Below are 20,176 nucleotides of genomic sequence, written 5' to 3' on the forward strand. Positions count from 1 at the left end.
GGTGATTGGAAGAGTCCGGAAATGCCGGCGAACGGGGTCGGGCCCGTCTCGGGCCTGCCCGGCGACGGCCGCGGGATCGTCCAGCGCCCGCTCAGGCCTGCCCGGCGACGGCCGCGGGATCGTCCAGCACCGCCCGGACCACCGAGTGCGCGGCCCCCAGCAGAGCTCCCTGAGGGCCCAGCCCGGATACGGACACGGGGCAGGCCGGACCTGCCGTGCGCCGCGCCAGCTCCTCCCGCAGCGAGGGCAGCAGCCAGGGAGCGAGGCCGGACAGTTCCCCGCCCAGGACCACACTCTCCGGGTCGAGCAGATTGACCGCCCCCGTCAGGGCCACACCGAGCGCCGTACCCGCGTCGCGCAGGGCTCGCCGTACGGACTCGTCGCCGTCCGCCGCGCGGCCCGCGAGCAGCCCGACCCGGTCCTCGTCGGGTTCCAGACCGGCCGCACGCAACACCGCCTCCTCTCCCGCGTACTGCTCCAGACAGCCCCGCCCGCCACAGGCGCACTCCGGACCGTCCGGCCGGACCGGCACGTGCCCCAGCTCGCCCGCGAAACCGCGGGTTCCGCGCAGCAGCCCGCCGTCCACCACGACCGCGGCACCGATACCGATCTCCGCCGAGACGTGCAGGAAGTCGCGGGGTGTGCCGTCACCCAGCCAGAGTTCGGCGAGGGCGCCGAAGTTGGCCTCGTTGTCCACCGTCAGCGGCAGGTCCGCCGGCAGCAGTGTGCCGAGGTCCGTGTCGTGCCAGCCGAGGTTGGGGGCGCGCACGACGGTCCGGGCGTCGCGCGCCACCAGGCCCGGCACGGCCACCGCGAGTCCGGCCGGCCACAGGCCCTCATCCTCCGCCTCGGCGACGACCTGCCGGATCAGCTCGGTGAGCTCCGCGAGCACGGGCCCGGGGGAGCGGCCGCGGTTGGCTCCCTGCCGTATCGCCCGCGACCGGGTCGTGCCGCGCAGGTCGACGGCGCAGGCCGCGAGGTGGTCGACGCCGACCTCCGCGCCGATCCCGGCCGGACCGCGACCGCTGACGGCGAGCGCGGAACCGGGCCGTCCCACCCGGCCGGGCCGCTCGGGCCCCAGTTCCTCGAGGAGCCCCGAGCGGATGAGCTCGTCGACGAGTGTCGAGACCGCCGCCCGGGTCAGACCGATCCGCGAGGCGACGGCGGCCCGGGACAGCGGACCCTCGTCGCGGACGGTGTGCAGGACACGGGCGAGGTTGCGGCGGCGCATGCCCTGCTGGGTGTCGGGCAGGGCGCGTCCCGGCCCGGCGGGACGGGCCTCGTGCAGCGGTGCGGTCATGCCTGACGCCAGTCCTCAGTGGGTGTTCGTGGGCCGCTCCAGCAGCGGAGCCGCGTCGGAGAGTACCCCGGCGATCCTGGCCAGCGTCTCCTCGTCCCGCTCGACGGCGTCGAGCACCGGCCCGGCCGCCGTGTCCCAGCGTCGCGCGACAGCCGCCGGATCCTCCCCGGTCAGCAGCCCGGCAGCCTGCGCCGCGGCGCCGAGCGCGACCAGTTCCTTGGCCTCGGGCACCTGCACGGGGCGTCCCGAGAGCCTCCGCACGGTCTGCTGCCAGGCCGTGCCCCGGGCTCCGCCGCCGATCAGCAGCAGGGGTTCCGAACGGTCCGCGTCCTCGTCGAGGACCAGGTCGAGCGCGCCGAGCAGGGAGTGCACGGCACCGTCGTAGGCGGCCTGGAGGAGCTGGCCGCCGGTCGTGTCGTGGCGCAGGCCGTGCAGCAGGCCCGAGGCGTTCGGCAGGTTCGGGGTGCGTTCGCCGTCCAGGTAGGGCAGCAAGGTCACTGCCGTGCCGGGCTCCACGGACTCGCGGTCCAGGCCCAGCAGCGCCGCGACACGGTCGACGGCGAGCGTGCAGTTCAGGGTGCAGGCCAGCGGCAGCCAGTCGCCACGGGCGTCGGCGAAACCCGCCACCGTGCCGCTCGGGTCGGCGGGCCGGTGCCGGGACACGGCGTACACCGTGCCCGAGGTGCCGAGGCTCATCACCGGCACACCCGGCCGCACCCCGAGGCCCAGCGCGGCGGCGGCGTTGTCACCCGTGCCGGGCGCGACCAGGGTGCCCCGGGAGAACGGCAGGTCGTGGCCGTCGCGCACCGTGCCCGCCACCTCGCCGGGCCGGACCACGCGGGGCAGCAGGGCCGGGTCGAGCCCCACGTGCGCCAGGATCTCCTCGTCGTACGCTTCCGTCCCGGACGCCCACCAGCCGGTCCCGGAGACATCGCCGCGGTCGGTCGTGCCCTGCCCGGTGAGCCGCTCGGTGAGGTAGTCGTGGGGGAGGCGCACGGCCTTCGTGGCGCGCACCGCCTCCGGCTCGTGCTCGGCCAGCCAGGCCCACTTGGTGACCGTGAACGAGGCGGCGGGCACGCTTCCGGTGCGCTCGGCCCAGAACTTCGCGCCGCCCAGCTCCTCCGTCAGCCGGCGGGCCTGCGGCGCCGAGCGCACGTCGTTCCACAGCAGGGCGGGCCGCACCGGCTCGCCCCGGCCGTCCAGCGTGACGAGGCCGTGCTGCTGCCCGCCGACCGACACCGCGGCGGCCTCGTGTGCCGCCTCGCCGCACTGGTGCAGGGCCTCGCACAGCGCGTCCCACCACTGGCGCGGGTCGGTCTCCCGCCCGGCCCCCGAGGAGACCGTGTGCGGCGCCTGGCCGCTCGCGACCACCCGGCCGGTGGACGCGTCGACGACCAGCGCCTTGGTGGACTGGGTGGACGAATCCACACCGACGACGAGCGGACCCTCGGCTGCTGACATCGGGCTTCTCCCTACTGCGCGCGGCACGTGTCTCCGTTCGGAGGCACCTTGTCTCTTCCCAGAGAGGTGCCCGCATACTAATTTGTAAATCGGCATGACGAAATAGCCTCAGCGAGCAAGGAGCCGCGGCATGAGCTACCAGCCCACCCCCGACGACAGGTTCACCTTCGGCCTGTGGACCGTCGGCTGGCAGGGACGGGATCCCTTCGGCGACGCCACGCGGCGTGCCCTGGACCCCGTCGAGACGGTGCAGCGCCTGGCCGAGCTGGGCGCCCACGGCGTGACCTTCCACGACGACGACCTGATCCCGTTCGGCTCGGGCGACACCGCGCGCGAGGCGCACATCAAGCGCTTCCGTCAGGCGTTGGACGCCACGGGCATGAAGGTCCCGATGGCCACCACCAACCTCTTCACCCACCCCGTCTTCAAGGACGGCGCGTTCACCGCCAACGACCGCGACGTGCGCCGCTACGCCCTGCGCAAGACCATCCGCAACATCGACCTCGCCGCCGAGCTCGGCGCCCAGGTGTACGTGGCCTGGGGCGGCCGTGAGGGCGCCGAGTCGGGCGCGGCCAAGGATGTCCGCACGGCCCTGGACCGGATGAAGGAGGCCTTCGACCTGCTCGGCGAGTACGTCACCTCCCAGGGCTACGACCTGCGCTTCGCCATCGAGCCCAAGCCCAACGAGCCCCGCGGCGACATTCTGCTGCCGACCGTCGGCCACGCCCTGGCGTTCATCGAGCGCCTGGAGCGGCCGGAGCTGTACGGCGTCAACCCCGAGGTCGGGCACGAGCAGATGGCCGGGCTGAACTTCCCGCACGGCATCGCGCAGGCGCTGTGGGCGGGCAAGCTGTTCCACATCGACCTCAACGGCCAGTCCGGCATCAAGTACGACCAGGACCTGCGCTTCGGCGCCGGCGACCTGCGTGCCGCGTTCTGGCTGGTCGACCTGCTGGAGTCGGCCGGATACACCGGTCCGCGGCACTTCGACTTCAAGCCGCCGCGGACCGAGGACCTCGACGGCGTGTGGGCCTCGGCGGCCGGCTGCATGCGCAACTACCTCATCCTCAAGGAGCGCGCCGCCGCCTTCCGCGCCGACCCGGAGGTCCAGGAGGCTCTGCGCGCGGCCCGGCTGGACGAGCTGGCCCAGCCCACCGCCGCGGACGGCCTCCAGGCGCTGCTCGCCGACCGGACGGCGTTCGAGGCGTTCGACGTGGAGGCGGCTGCCGCACGCGGCATGGCCTTCGAGCACCTGGACCAGCTGGCGATGGACCATCTGCTGGGGGCACGTGGCTGAGTCCACGCGCGCTGGGCGGCGGGCCCGGGGCGCCGGCGAGGAAGAGGGCCTCGGCCTCGTCGGCGGTGCGTGCGGTCCGTCGGCCGGTCACTCCGGCCGGCCGACGGGCCCGTCATGCTCCGGAATCATGCGGTCCACGCCATGAGTCCGTATCAGCTTCCGTGCGCCCCTCCCGGCCCGAGGGGCGCGCGGCGACTCTGGTCGGTATGGCCATGCCGCCCGTACCGCCGCATCCGCCCGGGCCTCCCCGGCGCCGGAACCCGCTGTTCCTCCTGCTCGTCGTGTTCGTGGCCGTCGCCGCCGTGTCGCTCGTGGTGCTGATGGTCTCGGACAGGGGGGACTCGTCGGACAGGGAGCCGTCCGGAGAGAGCACGAGCGCCACTCCCGCCCCGTCCTTCCGCATCCCCACCCAGCTTCCCACCAGGCTGCCGAGCGAGCTGCCGACCCGGCTGCCGTCGGGCTTCCCGACCAAGCTGCCGAGCGATCTGCCCAGCGACCTTCCGAGCGATCTCGAATCGCTCCTTCCGTCCCTGGATCCGGGCGAACTACTGCCCTGACGCCCGCGCCCCGAAGATCTTCAGAGGGAGTTCACTTCTCCGGGGGCGGGTTCCGCCGAGGCCGGAGCCGTCACCGAGGCCAGAGCCGTCGCCGGATCCTGGGCGGCGCCTCCGGCGGGCTGCCAGCGGCCGCGCTCCTTGCGGTAGGGCCACCAGCGGCCGTCCCGTCCGAGGCGCAGCTGGACCGGTGCGCCGGCGACCGTCCAGCGGTTGGCCCGGGCACGCAACTCCGGTCGTTCGCCGGTGTCCCAGGCCGAGTCCAGGGCGGCACGCGCGCGTGCGAGCGTCTCGTCCTGCGGCTGCCACTCCTCGTCCAGGACGGACAGTGCCTCCGTACCGCCGTGACGCCAGGCGCGCACGGCCGTCGCCAGCCCCTCCCTGCCGCGTCCCGACCCGGCGGCGAGCCGGTCGGTCATCTCCGGGCCCGGAGCACCCGCGGCCAGCCGTACCGCGTCCTGAGCCGACGTCAACTCCACGTGAGGCCCCGCCTGGAGCGCTCCCCGGAGCAGGCCGTGGGCCTGTACGGCGGTCCGCGCGGCCAGGAACTCCAGCGCGGCCGGGTCGATGCCGGAGGCCGGTGGCGTCTCGGTGTCGAGGGACGGCGGTACGCCCGGCTCGACGGGGAGCTCGGGCAGGGGCGGCAACGGGGGCAGGATGTCACCGGCCGCGTAGGCCTCGGCGGCGTCCACACCCTCCGGAGCCGAGGCCTCCGCCGCGGACGTACCACTACGGCTCTGGAGATCGTCCAGCACCGAGCCCTCGGCGCGCCCCCGCATCAGCAGCAGCACGAACGGGTCCTGATCGAGCAGCCGGGCCACCTGGTAGCAGAGCGCCGCCGTGTGCCCGCAGTGGTCCCATGCCTCGCAGTCGCACTCCGGTTCCAGGTCGCCCAGGCCCGGCAGCAGTTCCACGCCCGCGTCCGCCGCGTCCTCGACCAGGTGCGGCGGCATCTCCCGGTCCAGCAGCGCCGCCACATGACCGGCCCGCTCCACTGTCATGTCCAGAAAGCGGTTCCACTGCTCGGGCGAGAGCTCCTCCAGCAGGACGTCGGCCCGGTGCGCCGTACGGTCGCGGTCCAGGACGACGGCCGTGAGCCGCCCGGGGCGCACCGACACCGCCCCGACCGCACCCGCGCGGGCCAGTCGGCGGCCCGCCTTGAGCTGCGCCGAGTCCAGCGCCGTGCCCTCCAGGGCCGTCAGCCAGGCCTGGCCCCACCAGGTCTGCGCGAAGCCCTTCCCCTGCGCGGGCGGCAGTGCCGCGAAGGTGCGTTCCATGTCGCCGTCATCGTGCCGAGTCATCGCAGGCCCCCTCGCAGTGCGACCAGATCCGCCAGTTCCGCGTCCGTCAGTTCCGTGAGTGCCGCCTCACCGGCGCTCAGGACCGAGTCCGCCAGTTTCCGCTTGCGCAGCAGCAGTTCGGCGATGCGGTCCTCGATCGTTCCCTCCGCGATGATCCGGTGCACCTGCACGGGCCGCAGCTGGCCGATGCGGTACGCGCGGTCCGTGGCCTGGGCCTCGACGGCCGGGTTCCACCAGCGGTCGTAGTGCACGACGTGCTCGGCCCGGGTCAGATTCAGCCCGGTGCCCGCCGCCTTCAACGACAGCAGGAACACCGGCACCTCGCCGTCCTGGAAGCGGCGCACCATGGCCTCGCGCTCGGCGACGGGCGTCCCTCCGTGCAGGAACTGCGAGGGCGTGCCGCGGGCTGCCAGGTGCCGTTCGAGGAGGCGGGCCATCTGCACGTACTGGGTGAACACCAGCACGCCCGCCTCCTCGGCGAGGATCGTGTCGAGCAACTCGTCCAGCAGCTCCAGCTTCCCGGACCGCCCGGAGATCACCGGCCGCTCCTCCTTGAGGTACTGCGCCGGGTGGTTGCAGATCTGCTTGAGGCCGGTCAGCAGCTTCACGATCAGACCACGCCGGGCCATGCTGCCGGCGCCGGAGATCTCCGCGAGAGCCTCGCGCACGACGGCTTCGTACAGTGCCGCCTGCTCCCGGGTGAGCGACACGGCGTGATCGGTCTCCGTCTTCGGCGGCAGCTCGGGCGCGATGCCGGGGTCCGACTTGCGGCGCCGCAGCAGGAAGGGCCGTACGAGCCGGGCCAGCCGGTCGGCCGCGGCCGGGTCCTGACCGCCCTCGACGGCCTCCGCGTACCGTCGGCGGAAGGTGCCGAGCCGGCCCAGCAGCCCCGGAGTCGTCCAGTCGAGGATCGCCCACAGCTCCGACAGGTTGTTCTCCACCGGGGTGCCGGTGAGCGCCACGCGCGCGCGTGCACCGATGGAACGCAACTCCCGGGCGGTGGACGAGTACGGGTTCTTCACGTGCTGGGCCTCGTCCGCCACGAGCATCCCCCATGGCACGCCGGCGAGCCGGGGCGCGTCCAGGCGCATCGTGCCGTACGTGGTGAGCACGAACTCCCCGTCGGCCAGCCCGTCCAGGCCGCGACGCGCACCGTGGAAGCGGCGCACCGGTGTACCGGGCGCGAACCGTTCGATCTCCCGCTGCCAGTTGCCCATCAGGGACGTCGGGCAGACCACCAGGGTCGGTCCGGCGGACCCGGCGTCGGACTGCCGGTGCAGGTGGAGGGCGATCAGCGTGATCGTCTTGCCCAGCCCCATGTCGTCGGCGAGGCAGCAGCCCAGGCCGAGGGACGTCATACCGGCGAGCCAGTTCAGGCCCCGCCGCTGGTAGTCCCGCAGGGTGGCGGCGAGGGCGGCAGGCTGCTCCACGGGCTGCTGCGCCTCGGGGTCCGCGAGCCGCTCCCGCAGCGTCGCCAGCCATCCGGTCGGCCGCACCTCGACCCGGCGGCCCTCCACCTCCGCCCAGCCCGTCAGGGCCGCCCCGAGGGCGTCCACCGGTGTCACCTTGCGGTCCTGCCCGGAGCGGGCCAGGCGCGCCTCCCGAGGGTCGATCAGGACCCACTGGTCGCGCAGCCGCACCAGCGGGCGCTTCGCCTCGGCGAGACGGTCCAGCTCATCACGGTCCAGCCGCCTGTCACCCACGGCGAACGACCAGGTGAAGGCGAGGAGGGCGTCGGCGGACAGGAACGACGGCAGGGCGGCGAATTCCCTGCCGGACTCCGGCTCGCCGTCGGAGGGCCCCACCTCCGCGTGCGTGCTGAGCTCACGGGACAGCCCCTTCGGCCAGTGCACGTCGACCCCGGCCGTCCCCAGCGCGCGGGCACCCGCTCCGAGAAGGTCGGTGACCTCCTCGTCGGCGAGTTCGGCCGCGTCCGGCACGGCGGCCGACAGCAGGGGCGTCAGCGGGGCCCAGGCCCGGGCCGCCCGGCGCAGCGCCAGCAGCGCGTCCATCCGCGCGCGCGGACCGAAGGCCTCGCCCGCGGCGCCGGCCCAGACGTCCGCGGCGTCCGCGACGAGCGCCGGATCGCTGACGCTGTGCACCTGCAGCACAGCCCGGAACCTCACGTCCGCCTCGTCCGCCGCGTTCGTCAGACCGTCCGCCTCGATCCGCAGCGACAGCCGCACGCCCGCGTCGTGGCCCGCGGCGACATCGGCGGCCCAGGCGCGCTGCTCGGGCAGTTGCACCGGTCCCGGCCCGGCGTAGGCGGGGCCGCCCGTCACCAGGGGCGCCGCGGGGGAGCGGGGCAGGGTGTCGGCGACGGCGTCGAGGAAGGCGCGCAGGAGCTGCTCCGGGCCGGGCAGCAGCAGCGGCCCGGTGGCTTCCAGAGGCGTCGCGTGCGCCTCGGGCGGCATCGCGGCGGCGAGGCGGCGAACGGCCTCGATGTCCTGGGCGCGCAGCGGGCCCGTACGCCAGGCGTCGTGGTCGCCCGGGGACAGTCCGGGCAGCAGCAGTCCGCGCGCCACGAGGTGCAGGGCGTGCAGGGCGGCCGCGCCCCAGAAGACGGTGGACCGGTGTCCGTGCCCGTCGGCACGCGCACGCGTGAGGACCGGCAGGGCCGAGCGCACCGGGAGCAGGGCGGCGGGGACTCGGGCCGTCTCGATCCCGCCGTCACGGGGCAGTACGACGGTCAGGTCGGTGACGGACGCGGCGGCCACCACCGGAGGGGCGACGCCGTCGGGCCGCCAGAAGGCGACACTGCCCGTGCGCGCGGGGTCGCCGGGCAGGAACACGGAGCGACACATGGCCAGGTGGGAGATGTCGGAGGAGGGTGCCGGGAGAGACGGATGCTCGGCTATGGCTGATTCCTCAAATTTGACTAGTGGGAGCGGAGTCGCCGAGAGTACAGCACTTCCGGTGCACATGGGTGTGGCTTATCTGTGAGCTGGGTCACCATGGAGGTCTCAGGGGTGCGTCGGGGTCGCACCTCAGGGATGTCTCAGGGTCGCGGTCCGGAACCGCCGTGGAGGCGGGTCCGTTTTCGAGACAGAGAGCGGCAGTGGCCGCGAAGGAGGCGACAGTCATGTCGAAGAACGCCAAGATCGCCGCGGGCGGTGTGGCGGTCGGGCTCATCCTGCTGATCTGGCTGCCCTGGTGGGCAGCGCTCCTGATCATCCTGGGGGCCCCGGCCGCCGCGTACCTCACGCTGGATCCATCCCAGCGGCGCAGGCTGCGCCGCACCACACGCAAGGAGCTCGGCCGCTGAGGCGCTGAAGCGGCGCGGCCTCACGCGTACGGCGGCGGCCGGGCCGAACCGGCTCGAGGTGGCTGAGCGACTCGAGGCGGCCGTGTCGGGTCGGCCCAGCCGTACCGGATCGGCCCAGCCATTGCGGATCGGTCCAGCCGTACCGGAACGGTCCAGCCGTGTCGGCCAGGCCCGGCTGAATCGGCTCAGCCCGGCCCGACCGGCTCAGTTCGGCCGTACGGCGATCTTGTCCAGCGCGGCGAGGAGACCCGGCAGCTCCGGCCCCCGGCCCACCGGCAGGACCTCGCCGGGTTCCTCGTCGAGCAGCACGAAGGCGATGTCGTCGGTCCTGGCGACGAGCGACCAGCCCGGACCGTCGGCCCGCAGCGTCCGGGCGTCACCCGACGCGAAGGACGACCGGACCCGGCCCAGCGGCGGTGGCGAGTCGAGGTAGGTGCGGGCCTCCGCGAGGACGCGCCGGATGCCGCTGCGGCCCCCCTTCTGCCCGTTCTCCCCGCTCCCGTCCGGCTCGTGCTCCTGCTCTCCGTCCGGCCCGCCCTCGTCACCGGGCGCTCCGGAGGACGCGGGCGTCGGGAACTCCGTGTCGTCGACCTGCTCCCGCCACACCGCCCACTGGAGTGCGATCTCGTCCGCGCCCAGGCGCCGCTGGGCCGGCCCCCACACGCTGGTGTCCGGCGGAGCCAGCGGTGGCCGGTCGTCCGCCTCCGGGCCCGGATCGTGCGGCGCGGGCACCCCGGGGGCCGCGACGGCGACCGCGAGGGGCCAGCCGGGCAGGGCCGCGACGACCGTGCGCTCGTCGGGCGACAGCTCGTACTCCATGCCGCAGTCCCAGGACGCGATCGCGACGGCCACCAGGGAGACGTCGTCGATGGCCACCGTCCACCGGGCGCCCTCGCCGTCCTGCCCGAGCACCAGCCCGTACCCGTCGGCGAGCGGCGCGAGCCCGAGCGCCGCGCAAGCCTCGGGGTAGTCGTCGCCCAGCACACTCGGGAACTTCGCCGGCGTCAGCAGCACCGCCGTGAGCACATAGAGCGCATCGTCCGCGGCGGCGACGGCTTCCTCGTCCGTCCCGGCCATCCCAGCCTCCCCATCGGTTCGTCCACCGGCGCGCACCCTAGTGCGCCCGCAAGCCCCTTGTCACTGCCTCGCATGCGCACGCCGAGCTGCAGTTTTCCGGCGGACGGGGCGAATCGGCCGTCCGGCCCGCGCGCATCATGCCGCCGGCAGCCCCAGCAACTCGCGCGCCACGGTCTCCGGCGACTCGCCGCGCTGCCGGGCCAGCGCGATCACGGCCCGGCAGGCCAGCTCGTTCACGCCGAACGACAGCGCCTCCGGCGACACCCAGCCGGCCGCCTCGTCGGCCCGCTCCTGGTCGTCCTCCGCGCCGGCCGTCACGTACGTCGCCGCGGCCTCGAAGAGGTTGTGCGGACGCTTGTCGCCTTCGGCCTTCGGTTCCGTGCGCAAGACATCGGCGACCCTTCCCCCGGCTTTGCGGAACCTGCCCCACATGCTGACCACCTTCCCCCTGTGCTCCTGCCGTGCCTGATCATCCATCTCCCGCTCACCAACGTAAAGTTGGAGAACCTGTGGCAGAAGGGGGACGGCACGGTGAAGCGCTATTCGCGGCTCGAACGGATCCGGCGAATGGACCCGTACGAGGAGGCTACAGAGATCTACCGGCTCAGCGTGGCGTACGAGTTCCCCTGGGACTTCACCCGCGCCTTGGAGCTGGCCCTGTACCGCACGTACGCCGTCCCCGGCATCGGCCGGCTGCTCGCGCGCACCGCGGAGCTCACGGACCGGGCGCAGAAGCGCTACGACGACACCTCTCTGCTCCTGGACGCCATCGTCGAGCACGGCTTCGGCAGCGACCTGGGCCGGACCGCGATCCGCCGTATCAACCAGATGCACCGCAGCTACGACATCAGCGACGACGACATGCGCTACGTGCTCTGCACGTTCGTCGTGATGCCGAAACGGTGGATCGACGCCTACGGCTGGCGCAGGATGTCACGCCACGAGACCGTCGCCAGTGTCGTCCACTACCGCGCCCTGGGCCGGCACATGGGCATCAAGGACATCCCCGAGACCTACGAGGAGTTCGAGACCTGCCTCGACTCCTACGAGGCCGCCCACTTCGCCTGGGACGAGGAGGCCCGGCGCGTCTCGGACGCCACACTTGACCTGATGGCCTCCTGGTACCCCGGCCCGCTCGCGCCCCTGCTGCGCACCACGACCCTCGCGCTGCTCGACGACTCGCTGCTGCGCGCCTTCCGTTACACCCCGCCGAGTGCCGCCACGCGCGCGTGGGTGCGTCGCGCCGTCCGGCTCCGGGGCCGTGCCGTCCGCCTGCTGCCGCCCCGGCGCGCCCCGCACTTCGCCCGCCAGAACCGGGAGATCAAGGGCTACCCGTACGGCTACCGGATCGCCGACCTGGGCACCCGCCCGGTGCCGGGCCTGCGGGGCTGCCCCGTGCGGCGCGGGGCGCCGGACGCCGAGGCCGGGTGAGGCGGCGGCTCAGTCCTCGCGCACGGCGAGCACGAGGAAACGGGAGTCCTCGTCGACGTACGACGTCACGCGCCACCCGGAACCGGCCAGCAGCGGGCGGAGGTTGGGCTCGGCGCGCAGGTCGTCCGGGGTGAGCGGGCGACCGTGGCGAGCCGCGAGAGCCGCCCTGCCGATCGGGTGGAACAGCGCCAGCACCCCGCCGGGGCGCACCACGCGCGCCAGCTCCCGCAGGTTCTCGGCCGGGTTCCCGAGGTGCGAGATGAGGCCCGCCCCGAACACGGCGTCCAGCGACCGCGAGCGCAGGGGCAGCGCGGCGACGTCCGCGAGGAGCAACTGCCCGTCATGGTCCCGTCCGGCCCGTACGGCCTCCCGCAGCATGGCCGGGGTCAGATCGGCCCCGAGGACCACCCCCGAGGCCCCCACAGCGGCTCGCAGCGGCGGCAGGGCGCGTCCGGTGCCGCACCCCGCGTCGAGCACCCGGTCGCCCGTCCGCAGCCCGAGCTCGGTGACCGCGGCCGCATAGGCAGGACCGTCGTCCGGGAACCGGCTGTCCCAGTCGGCGGCGCGGGCTGTGAAGAACTCCTGAACACGCGTCTGCTCGTCGCTCATGTACCGCATGATTCCTCACCGGTACGGATGACGCCGCACCGCCACGGATGACGCTGCACAGGCAGGGATGACGTCTCGGCGCACACCTTCGAGCGTGACCCGATCGCTCCGGTACATCCTTGGGTCATATTCCAACACCTTTCGAACTGCGCCCCCTTCGCGCGCCCCTGCCGGGTCTAGCGTCCCGGGGCCATGGGACACCTGGACCACGCAGCCCTGGGGTGGCTGACCCCCGCACTGTCGTACGTGATGGCCTGCATAGGCGCCGCGCTCGGTCTGCGCTGCACCGTCCGCGCGCTCGCCACCACCGGTCGCTCGCGCCGCAACTGGCTCGTCACGGCGGCCTCGGCGATCGGCACCGGCATCTGGACCATGCACTTCGTGGCCATGCTCGGTTTCGGCGTCACCGGCACCGACATCCGCTACGACGTGCCGCTCACCCTCCTGAGTCTCCTCGTCGCCATGGTCGTCGTCTGCGCCGGCGTCTTCGCCGTCGGCTACGGCAAGGACCGCGGCCGGGCCCTGCTCGTCGGCGGGCTCACCACCGGCCTCGGCGTCGCGAGCATGCACTACCTGGGCATGGCGGCCGTCCGGCTGCACGGCGACGTGACCTACGACCCGCTGCTCGTCGGACTCTCCGTGCTGATCGCCGTCGTCGCCGCGACGGCGGCCCTGTGGGCGGCCCTCAACATCAAGTCGCCCGTGGCGGTCACCATCGCCTCCCTGATCATGGGCGCGGCCGTCAGCAGCATGCACTACACCGGCATGTTCGCGGTGGGCGTGCGCGTGACGCCCTCCGGGGAGGCCCTGCCGGGGGCGACGGCGATGCAGTTCATCTTCCCCCTCGCCGTCGGCCTCGGCTCCTACCTCTTCCTGACCTCGGCCTTCGTCGCCCTCTCGCCGACGGCGGGGGAGCGTGCGGCGTCCGCCTCGGCCCAGCGGCCGGTCCAGAGCGTCGCCCCCTAGCCGGGCCGACGCCGGCCGTGCCTCGCAGGGCCGATGAGCCACGAGGGCCGCTCCGGCCAGGGCCTCGGCCCGTACGCCCCGAACCACTCCCGAGCGAGGAGTCCATGCGCACACCCCGTAGGACCCCCACAGCCGGCGCCGACGCGCCGCCCTCTCCCATGCGCGGCCGCCGCGCGCACGCCGGACCACCGGCCGACGAAGGCCCCGACGCGCCCTCGGACGCCGCGCCGGAGGTGGCGCCCACGCGCGCGGAGCGCTGGCACATACGCCCCCGCACCGTGCGCGCCAAGATCATCTGCCTGCTGATGGTGCCGGTCGTCTCCCTCCTGGCCCTTTGGGCCTACGCCACGGTCACCACCGCCCAGGACGTCTCCCGGCTCCGCCAGGTCCAGCGCGTCGACGCCACGGTCCGCGCCCCCGTCTCCGCGGCCGTCGCCGCCCTCCAGGCCGAACGGGCGGCCGCCGTACGCCACGCCACCGACCCGTCCGCCGTCCGCGCCGGCGAACTGGACGAACTCGCCCGGCGCACCGACCGGGCCGTCGCGAAGCTACGCCTCGGCAACGGCACCACCGTCGCCGACAGCGGGGAGCTGCCCGCCGGAGTCGCCCAGCGGCTGAAGGCCTTCGTCTCCGGCGCCGAGCGACTGCGGCCGCTGCGCACCGCCGTGCGGGACGGGCACGCGGGCTGGGCCGAGACGTACGACCGCTACACCGGGACCATCTCGGCCGCGTTCGAGGTCGGAGGGGCGCTCACCGGCATCCGGGACGCCGACCTCGGCTCCGACGCGCGCGTGCTGCTCGAATTCGCCCGCGCGGGCGAGGCGCTGGCCCAGGAGGACGCGGTGCTGGCGAGCGCCCGCCTGGACGGCACCCTGACCGGGGAGCGGCTCCGGCTCTTCACCGGCGCCGTCGATCTGCGCCGCACGCTCACCGAGTCGGCCGTCGCGGACCTGAGCGGCACCGAACGCTTCGCATGGGACGCCCTCGCCGGCGGCGGCGCCTACACGGGCCTCGGCGACGTCGAGGACGGGGTGCTGGCCCGCGGGCCGGGCGCGAAGGCGGTCGAAGCGGCACCCGAGAGCACCTGGAACACGCCGTACGAGCGCGTGCAGAACGGCATGCGCACCATCGAGGACGACGCGGCACGCGGAGTCGCGGAGCGGGCCGACCCGTTCACCCGGGGACTGCTCACCCCGGCCGGCGCCGCCGTCCTGCTCGGCCTCGCCGCCGTCGCCGCCTCGCTCGTCATCTCCGTCCGCATCGGACGCGGCCTCGTGGTGGAACTGGTCAGCCTGCGCAACAGCGCCCTGGAGATCGCCCGCCGCAAACTCCCCGACGCCATGCGGAAACTACGGGCGGGCGAAGAGATCGACATCCGCGCCGAGGCCCCACCGGAAGCGCCCGCCGAGGACGAGACCGGGCAGGTCGCCGAGGCCCTCACCACCGTGCACCGCGCCGCGCTGCGGGCCGCCGTGGAACGCGCCGAGCTCGCCAGCGGCATCTCCGGCGTCTTCGTCAACCTCGCCCGCCGCAGCCAGATCCTCGTCCACCGCCAGCTGGCCCTCCTCGACAGCATGGAACGCCGCTCCGACGACCCGAACGAGCTGAGCGACCTCTTCCGTCTCGACCACCTCACCACCCGCATGAGGCGCCACGCCGAGAGCCTGATCATCCTCTCCGGGGCCGCCCCCGGCCGCGCCTGGCGCATGCCGGTCTCCCTGACGAACGTGGTCCGCGCGGCCGTCTCCGAAGTGGAGGACTACGCGCGCGTGGAGGTACGGCAACTCCCCGAGGCAGCCGTCGTCGGCGCGGCCGTCGCCGACCTCACGCACCTGCTGGCCGAGATCATCGAGAACGCCGCCCAGTTCTCCCCGCCCCACACGCGCGTGCGCGTCACCGGCGAACCCGTCGGCAACGGCTACGCCGTCGAGGTCGAGGACCGCGGCCTCGGCATGGGCAAGGAGACCCTCGCCGAGGCCAACCGCCGCATCGCACAGTCCGAGGCGCTCGACCTCTTCGACAGCGACAGGCTCGGCCTCTTCGTGGTCAGCAGGCTCGCCGCCCGGCACGACGTCAAGGTCCACCTGCGGACATCCCCGTACGGCGGTACCACCGCGGTCGTCCTGCTGCCCACCGCCCTGCTCCACACCGGGGCGGCAGCCGCACGATCCCCGGAGGCGGCGGAACCCGCGCGGCGGCCGGAGGAGCGCGCCTACGCGCGCGTGCCCGACGACACCTTCCTCCAGGACGCCGTCCCGGCCCAGGCCGATCGGCGCGCCCTCGTGGCGCCTGTGCCGGCCGCCGCGGAGCCCGATGCCTCGCGTCACGCGAAGACCTCGCGCCATCCGGATATCGCGCGTCACGCGGAGACTTCGCGCCACGCGGACAGTCCGCGCCACATGGAGACCCCGAGCCAGACCCCACCCCCAGGAGTCGCCACCTTGCGACTGCACCGACCACCGCAGCAGCCCGAAGACTCCGACGACCTTCCGCGCCGCGTGCGGCAGGCAAGCCTCGCTCCCCAACTGCGTGAAAGGCGCCCCGAGGAGCAGCCGTCGGCGCCCGGGCCCCGGGACGACGAGCGCACCCCCGAACTCGTCCGGGACCGCATGGCCGCCTACCGCGACGGCTGGGCGCGCGGCGGCGGCAGGCGACCCGGCCGCGGCACCACTCCCGGCCCCGCGACCGGCAGCGACAGCAGCGAAGGAGACCCCGCATGATCCAGGACCCGAGCACCCAGTCCGCCCGGCGCTCCGGCGAACTCGACTGGCTGCTGGACGATCTGGTGCTCCGCGTGAGCGACATCCGGCACGCCGTGGTGCTGTCCAACGACGGCCTCGCCGTGGGCGCGTCGACCGGACTGCGCCGTGAGGACGCCGAGCACCTCGCCGCGGTCGCCTCGGGCTTCAACAGCCTCGCCAAGGGCGCGGGCCGGCACTTCGGCGCCGGAGGGGTCCGCCAGACCATGGTGGAGATGGACGAGGCCTTCCTGTTCGTGGCCGCCGCGGGTGACGGTTCCTGCCTCGCCCTCCTCACCGCCGTCACCGCCGACATCGGCCTCGTGGCCTACGAGATGGCCCGCCTGGTCAAACGCGTGGGCGAACACCTCGGCACGGCACCCCGCGTGGCCGCGCAGCCACCCGCAGCCGGATGAACCGGGAGAACGGTCCGCGCAGATGACCGAGGACATGACGGACGCCCAGCACGAGCAGGGCAGCCAGTGGTACGACAACGAGGCCGGCCCGCTCGTCCGCCCCTACGCCATGACGGGCGGACGCACCCGGCCCGGCCCCACCGGCGTACGGTTCGACCTGATAGCCCTGGTCACGCTGGACCCGGGCGCACCGGGCGTGGACGACGCCCCGCTCGGCCCGGAACACCGCAACCTCCTCGACCTGTGCCGCCCGGAAACCCAGTCGGTCGCCGAACTCGCCGCCGGTGCGGACCTGCCCGTGGGCGTGGTCAGGGTCCTCCTCGGCGACCTCCTGGAACTCGGCTGCGTCACCGTCAGCCGCCCCGTACCACCGGCGCAACTACCCGACGAACGCATCCTGCGCGAGGTGATCGAGGGCCTGAGAGCGCTGTAGCCCGCCACGCACCGCACCGGCTACACACCCGTCGGCCGGCACCCGGCCCCACACCACCCACACGACCCACACCACCGACGACACCCACGCCTGCCCGACACCCGGCACTCCCGAGAGAAGTGATCAATGGTCTCCGAGCACTCCGACGCCCCGGGCGGCGACACCGCCGCACTGGCGCTGAAGATCCTGGTCGCCGGCGGATTCGGCGTGGGCAAGACCACGCTGGTGGGCGCCGTCAGCGAGATCCGGCCCCTGCGCACCGAGGAACTCCTCAGCGAAGCCGGCCAGTCGGTCGACGACACCGACGGCGTGGACCACAAGACCACCACGACCGTCGCCATGGACTTCGGACGCATCACCATCCGCTCCGGCCTCTCCCTGTACCTGTTCGGCACGCCGGGCCAGGACCGGTTCTGGTTCCTGTGGGACGAGTTGTCGCAGGGAGCGCTCGGCGCGGTGGTCCTCGCGGACACCCGTCGCCTGGAGGACTGCTTCCCCGCGGTCGACTACTTCGAGCACCGGCGCATCCCGTTCGTCGTGGCCGTCAACTGCTTCGCGGGCGCCCGGCGGCACGGCGCCCCGGACGTCTCGCGCGCCCTCGACCTCGACAGGGGCACGCCCGTGGTGCTGTGCGACGCCCGCGACCGCGATTCGGGAAAGGAGGTGCTGATCCGGCTCGTCGAGTACGCCGGGCGGATGCACACCGCCCGGCTGCTCGACTCGGTCGGCTGACCGCAGACGGGGGCTTCCCCGGAGTCCGACAGGGCCTTCCCCGCGGTCAGTTCGCGATGTCCCGCTCCGCCAGCACCCTGTCGACCGTGACACGGACGAGGAGTTCGCCGGGGACGCCGTTGCGCGCGCCGAACTCTTCGGCGCGCTCTTCGCCCATGTACCGGGCGCCGATCCGGGTGGCCCAGTGCCGCACCTCGTCCAGGTCTTCCGAGACACGTGCGCGCCCCTGCAGCACCACGAAGGAGTACGGCGGCCGGTCGTCGTCCACGCACAGGGCGATCCGGCCGTCCCGGACGATGTTGCGCCCCTTCACGGTCTCCTTGCCGGTGTTGCACACCACCTCGTCCCCGTCCAGCAGGAACCAGATCGGAGCCACGTGCGGGCTGCCGTCGGCCCGGACCGTGGAGAGCTTTGCGGTGCGGGTGCCGTGGGAGACGAACTCCCGCCATTGCGCGTCGGTCATCTTCTCTGCCATGGCTCCCATCCTCCTTGCCCCGGCCGCGGTCGTGGGGAAGGCTGAGATGGAGATCCTCCGGCCAGGAGGGTAATCGCACGGGGAGAAAACGGGGAGAACGGAAGATGGTGCAGAACCAGGGACTCGACTGGCTGCTGGACGACCTGACCGAGCGCGTCCACGAGGTGCGGCACGCGCTGGTGCTGTCCAACGACGGCCTGGTGACCGGCGCGAGCACCGGACTGCGCCGCGAGGACGCGGAGCACCTCGCGGCCGTGTCGTCCGGGCTGCACAGCCTGGCCAAGGGCTCCGGACGACATTTCGGCGCGGGCAGCGTACGCCAGACGATGATCGAGTTCGACGACGCGGTGCTCTTCGTCACCGCGGCCGGAACGGGCAGCTGTCTGTGCGTTCTCAGCGCCGCGGAGGCCGACATAGGCCAGATCGCCTACGAGATGACACTGCTGGTCAACCGGGTCGGTGAGCACCTCGACGTGGATGCGCGCCAGCCTGAACCAAAACCGATCACAGACCTCTGACCTGCACGTTCGTCACCCTCCGCGGAGTTATCCACAGGCTCGCCACGAGATCCGCCGCAGCGGCTACGGTTTTTTGCACGGCGACCGCACACGGCGTGAGCCGCAGACTCCACGGGGGAGACCGACCATGTCACGCACCGGCACGACGTCCGACCGCCTTACCTGCGCCCCGAGCCGGGCCGCCCGCGAACTGGGCCTCAAGCGAGGCGAGTTCGACCTTGCTGTGAACCTGGGGCTCATCCGGACCGTGCCCGACGAAGGAGGCGGGGGCCCGCGCGTGGCCATGGCCGAGATCGACCACCTGCGCTCCGGGGACGGCTTCCCGGACGCCCTGCGCGGACGGGTCGCGACCGTCGGCACCACAGCGGGCGCCGAGCTCATGGACGTGACGCCCACCAGGTTCACGAGCTTCGCGCGCTACGGCCTGCTGATCCCGGTCACGTTCTACCTGAACCGCTACCGGACGGTCGTCTGGCTGTATCTGGCCGAGGAGCTACGGCAGTTCGCGGCCGAGGGGAGCCACGCCCGGCTGCTGACCGCCCGCCGCACGCCCACGGAGATCCGGGAGGGAATGAAGGCCGGAATGGACCGGCGGCCCCGCAACTGGCGGGGGCGGCACGTCGGATTCCTGACACGCCAGGCGGGGGACGATCCCTGGGCGCGAGCGGGAGCGGTCGCCTGCCTCCTGGACGCGGCCGATGTGGCGGACGTCGTGCGGGACCCCCACGAGCGCACCCGCCTGGCCCGCTGCCACCCTCGGCTCCCGGCCCACGGCACACCCGGTTCCCCCACCGCCGAGCTGGCCGAGACGCTGATGACGGCGAGCGAGCCGGACGAAGTGGCCTGGTTCCGCGCGGACCTGGCGCACACGATGGAAACGGCCCGACGGCACCACCCCGTGGCGGCCACACTGTCCTCGGCACCACCGGCAGGACCCCCTTCGCTCGTGCCACTCCCGGCACCGCCGGCAGTACCGAATCCGGTCGTACCATCCCCGGCGCCACCGACTGGACCAGATCCGCTCGCGCCACCCCCGGCTCCGGCGGCGCAGCGCCGTCCCGAGCCCAACGACCCCACCCCTCCCCACGGCCTGCTGAGCTGGCTCCGCCGCAGGCGCCGACGGCCGGCCGGATGACGCCGCGGTACCGCGGCTCCGCTGACCGGCCCGCCGATGAGTTTCCGGATGCGCCCGGGTCCGACCCTGAGGAGACTGGTCTCGGGAGGCGATCATGTTCGGTACAACGAAGGCGTTCAGCGGTTTCTCGGTGGACGACATCGACGCGGCGAGGGCGTTCTACGCCGACACGCTGGGGCTCCGGGTGTCGGAGAAGAACGGGCTGATGTTCCTGCACATCGCGGGTGACCGGGACACCCTGGTCTACCTCAAGCCGGACCACACCCCGGCGACGTTCACCGTCCTCAACTTCCCGGTCGACGACATCGAGGCCGCGGTCGACGAGCTGGCGAGGAGAGGGGTGCGCTTCGAGCGCTACGACCACCTCAAGACGGACGACAAGGGCATCTTCCGTGGCGGCGGCCCGCTGATCGCCTGGTTCACCGACCCCGCGGGGAACGTGCTGTCCGTCCTCCAGGACGCCTGACC

The 20,176-nt window shown here is 73.4% G+C and carries 20 protein-coding genes; 12 read left to right on the forward strand and 8 right to left on the reverse strand.

The window, feature by feature from the left end:
* Positions 1–91 precede the first annotated feature (91 nt).
* Positions 92–1,300, reverse strand: a complete 1,209-nt coding sequence (locus IE153_RS14040) for an ROK family transcriptional regulator (RefSeq protein ID WP_189590039.1) — start codon at positions 1,298–1,300, stop codon at positions 92–94.
* A gap of 15 nt (positions 1,301–1,315) precedes the next feature.
* A complete protein-coding gene (xylB, locus tag IE153_RS14045) occupies positions 1,316–2,761 on the reverse strand; it encodes a xylulokinase (protein ID WP_189590040.1) in 1,446 nt (481 codons plus the stop codon).
* Positions 2,762–2,891: 130 nt separating this feature from the next.
* Between xylB and xylA the strand changes: the two genes are divergently transcribed.
* Both xylA and IE153_RS14055 read left to right on the forward strand, forming a co-directional pair.
* Entirely contained in the window at positions 2,892–4,058 is a 1,167-nt protein-coding gene (gene xylA, locus IE153_RS14050) for a xylose isomerase (RefSeq protein WP_189590041.1), read from the forward strand.
* Positions 4,059–4,264: 206 nt separating this feature from the next.
* The gene (locus tag IE153_RS14055; protein ID WP_189590042.1) at positions 4,265–4,615 is read left to right on the forward strand and encodes a hypothetical protein; all 351 of its coding nucleotides are present in this window, start codon (positions 4,265–4,267) and stop codon (positions 4,613–4,615) included.
* A gap of 20 nt (positions 4,616–4,635) precedes the next feature.
* Here IE153_RS14055 and IE153_RS14060 read toward each other — a convergent pair whose 3' ends face one another.
* Positions 4,636–5,913 carry an SWIM zinc finger family protein gene (locus tag IE153_RS14060; protein ID WP_189590043.1) on the reverse strand — a complete coding sequence of 426 codons (1,278 nt, stop codon included), beginning with the start codon at positions 5,911–5,913 and terminating at the stop codon, positions 4,636–4,638.
* Positions 5,910–8,717, reverse strand: coding sequence for an SCO1167/SCO6262 family helicase (locus IE153_RS14065; protein WP_229828988.1), 2,808 nt, complete (start codon positions 8,715–8,717; stop codon positions 5,910–5,912). Before IE153_RS14065 ends, IE153_RS14060 begins: the two co-directional genes overlap by 4 nt.
* 278 nt (positions 8,718–8,995) lie before the next feature.
* Between IE153_RS14065 and IE153_RS14070 the strand changes: the two genes are divergently transcribed.
* Positions 8,996–9,178, forward strand: coding sequence for a tail-anchor membrane protein (locus tag IE153_RS14070; protein ID WP_189590045.1), 183 nt, complete (start codon positions 8,996–8,998; stop codon positions 9,176–9,178).
* Positions 9,179–9,382: 204 nt separating this feature from the next.
* On the opposite strand, the gene IE153_RS14075 is transcribed toward IE153_RS14070, so the two are convergent.
* Together IE153_RS14075 and IE153_RS14080 are read right to left on the reverse strand one after the other, a co-directional pair.
* Complete coding sequence (locus tag IE153_RS14075; protein WP_189590046.1) at positions 9,383–10,255, reverse strand: hypothetical protein; 873 nt, start codon at positions 10,253–10,255, stop codon at positions 9,383–9,385.
* A gap of 135 nt (positions 10,256–10,390) precedes the next feature.
* Positions 10,391–10,687 (reverse strand): hypothetical protein, encoded by a 297-nt coding sequence (locus IE153_RS14080; protein ID WP_189590047.1) that lies wholly within the window; start codon positions 10,685–10,687, stop codon positions 10,391–10,393.
* A gap of 99 nt (positions 10,688–10,786) precedes the next feature.
* On the opposite strand from IE153_RS14080, the gene IE153_RS14085 reads away from it, so the two are divergent.
* Positions 10,787–11,686, forward strand: a complete 900-nt coding sequence (locus IE153_RS14085; protein WP_189590323.1) for an oxygenase MpaB family protein — start codon at positions 10,787–10,789, stop codon at positions 11,684–11,686.
* Between the two features lie 9 nt (positions 11,687–11,695).
* On the opposite strand, the gene IE153_RS14090 is transcribed toward IE153_RS14085, so the two are convergent.
* Positions 11,696–12,295 (reverse strand): class I SAM-dependent methyltransferase, encoded by a 600-nt coding sequence (locus IE153_RS14090; RefSeq protein WP_189590048.1) that lies wholly within the window; start codon positions 12,293–12,295, stop codon positions 11,696–11,698.
* 192 nt (positions 12,296–12,487) lie between these two features.
* On the opposite strand from IE153_RS14090, the gene IE153_RS14095 reads away from it, so the two are divergent.
* The 5 genes from IE153_RS14095 to IE153_RS14115 all read left to right on the forward strand — a co-directional run bounded on the left by IE153_RS14095 (position 12,488) and on the right by IE153_RS14115 (position 17,580).
* On the forward strand, positions 12,488–13,261 hold the full coding sequence (locus IE153_RS14095) for an MHYT domain-containing protein (RefSeq protein WP_185013564.1): 774 nt from the start codon (positions 12,488–12,490) through the stop codon (positions 13,259–13,261).
* 104 nt (positions 13,262–13,365) lie between these two features.
* The gene (locus IE153_RS14100; RefSeq protein WP_189590049.1) at positions 13,366–15,981 is read left to right on the forward strand and encodes a sensor histidine kinase; all 2,616 of its coding nucleotides are present in this window, start codon (positions 13,366–13,368) and stop codon (positions 15,979–15,981) included.
* Entirely contained in the window at positions 15,978–16,415 is a 438-nt protein-coding gene (locus IE153_RS14105) for a roadblock/LC7 domain-containing protein (RefSeq protein ID WP_031107026.1), read from the forward strand. The genes IE153_RS14100 and IE153_RS14105 overlap by 4 nt, the downstream gene beginning before the upstream one ends.
* Positions 16,416–16,437: 22 nt before the next feature.
* A complete protein-coding gene (locus IE153_RS14110) occupies positions 16,438–16,848 on the forward strand; it encodes a DUF742 domain-containing protein (RefSeq protein WP_097215279.1) in 411 nt (136 codons plus the stop codon).
* A 126-nt stretch (positions 16,849–16,974) separates the two neighbouring features.
* Complete coding sequence (locus IE153_RS14115; RefSeq protein WP_142165300.1) at positions 16,975–17,580, forward strand: GTP-binding protein; 606 nt, start codon at positions 16,975–16,977, stop codon at positions 17,578–17,580.
* A gap of 46 nt (positions 17,581–17,626) precedes the next feature.
* Here the strand turns inward: IE153_RS14115 and IE153_RS14120 are convergent, their stop codons facing one another.
* Positions 17,627–18,055 (reverse strand): PPOX class F420-dependent oxidoreductase, encoded by a 429-nt coding sequence (locus tag IE153_RS14120; RefSeq protein ID WP_189590050.1) that lies wholly within the window; start codon positions 18,053–18,055, stop codon positions 17,627–17,629.
* A gap of 104 nt (positions 18,056–18,159) precedes the next feature.
* On the opposite strand from IE153_RS14120, the gene IE153_RS14125 reads away from it, so the two are divergent.
* The 3 genes from IE153_RS14125 to IE153_RS14135 all read left to right on the forward strand — a co-directional run bounded on the left by IE153_RS14125 (position 18,160) and on the right by IE153_RS14135 (position 20,174).
* Positions 18,160–18,573 carry a roadblock/LC7 domain-containing protein gene (locus tag IE153_RS14125; protein ID WP_189590051.1) on the forward strand — a complete coding sequence of 138 codons (414 nt, stop codon included), beginning with the start codon at positions 18,160–18,162 and terminating at the stop codon, positions 18,571–18,573.
* 127 nt (positions 18,574–18,700) lie between these two features.
* Complete coding sequence (locus IE153_RS14130) at positions 18,701–19,708, forward strand: DUF6397 family protein (protein ID WP_189590052.1); 1,008 nt, start codon at positions 18,701–18,703, stop codon at positions 19,706–19,708.
* Between the two features lie 94 nt (positions 19,709–19,802).
* Positions 19,803–20,174 carry a VOC family protein gene (locus tag IE153_RS14135; protein ID WP_189590053.1) on the forward strand — a complete coding sequence of 124 codons (372 nt, stop codon included), beginning with the start codon at positions 19,803–19,805 and terminating at the stop codon, positions 20,172–20,174.
* The last annotated feature ends 2 nt before the right edge of the window (positions 20,175–20,176 follow it).

Origin of the sequence: Streptomyces massasporeus (assembly GCF_014648995.1) — a bacterium.
GTDB lineage: Bacteria > Actinomycetota > Actinomycetes > Streptomycetales > Streptomycetaceae > Streptomyces > Streptomyces massasporeus.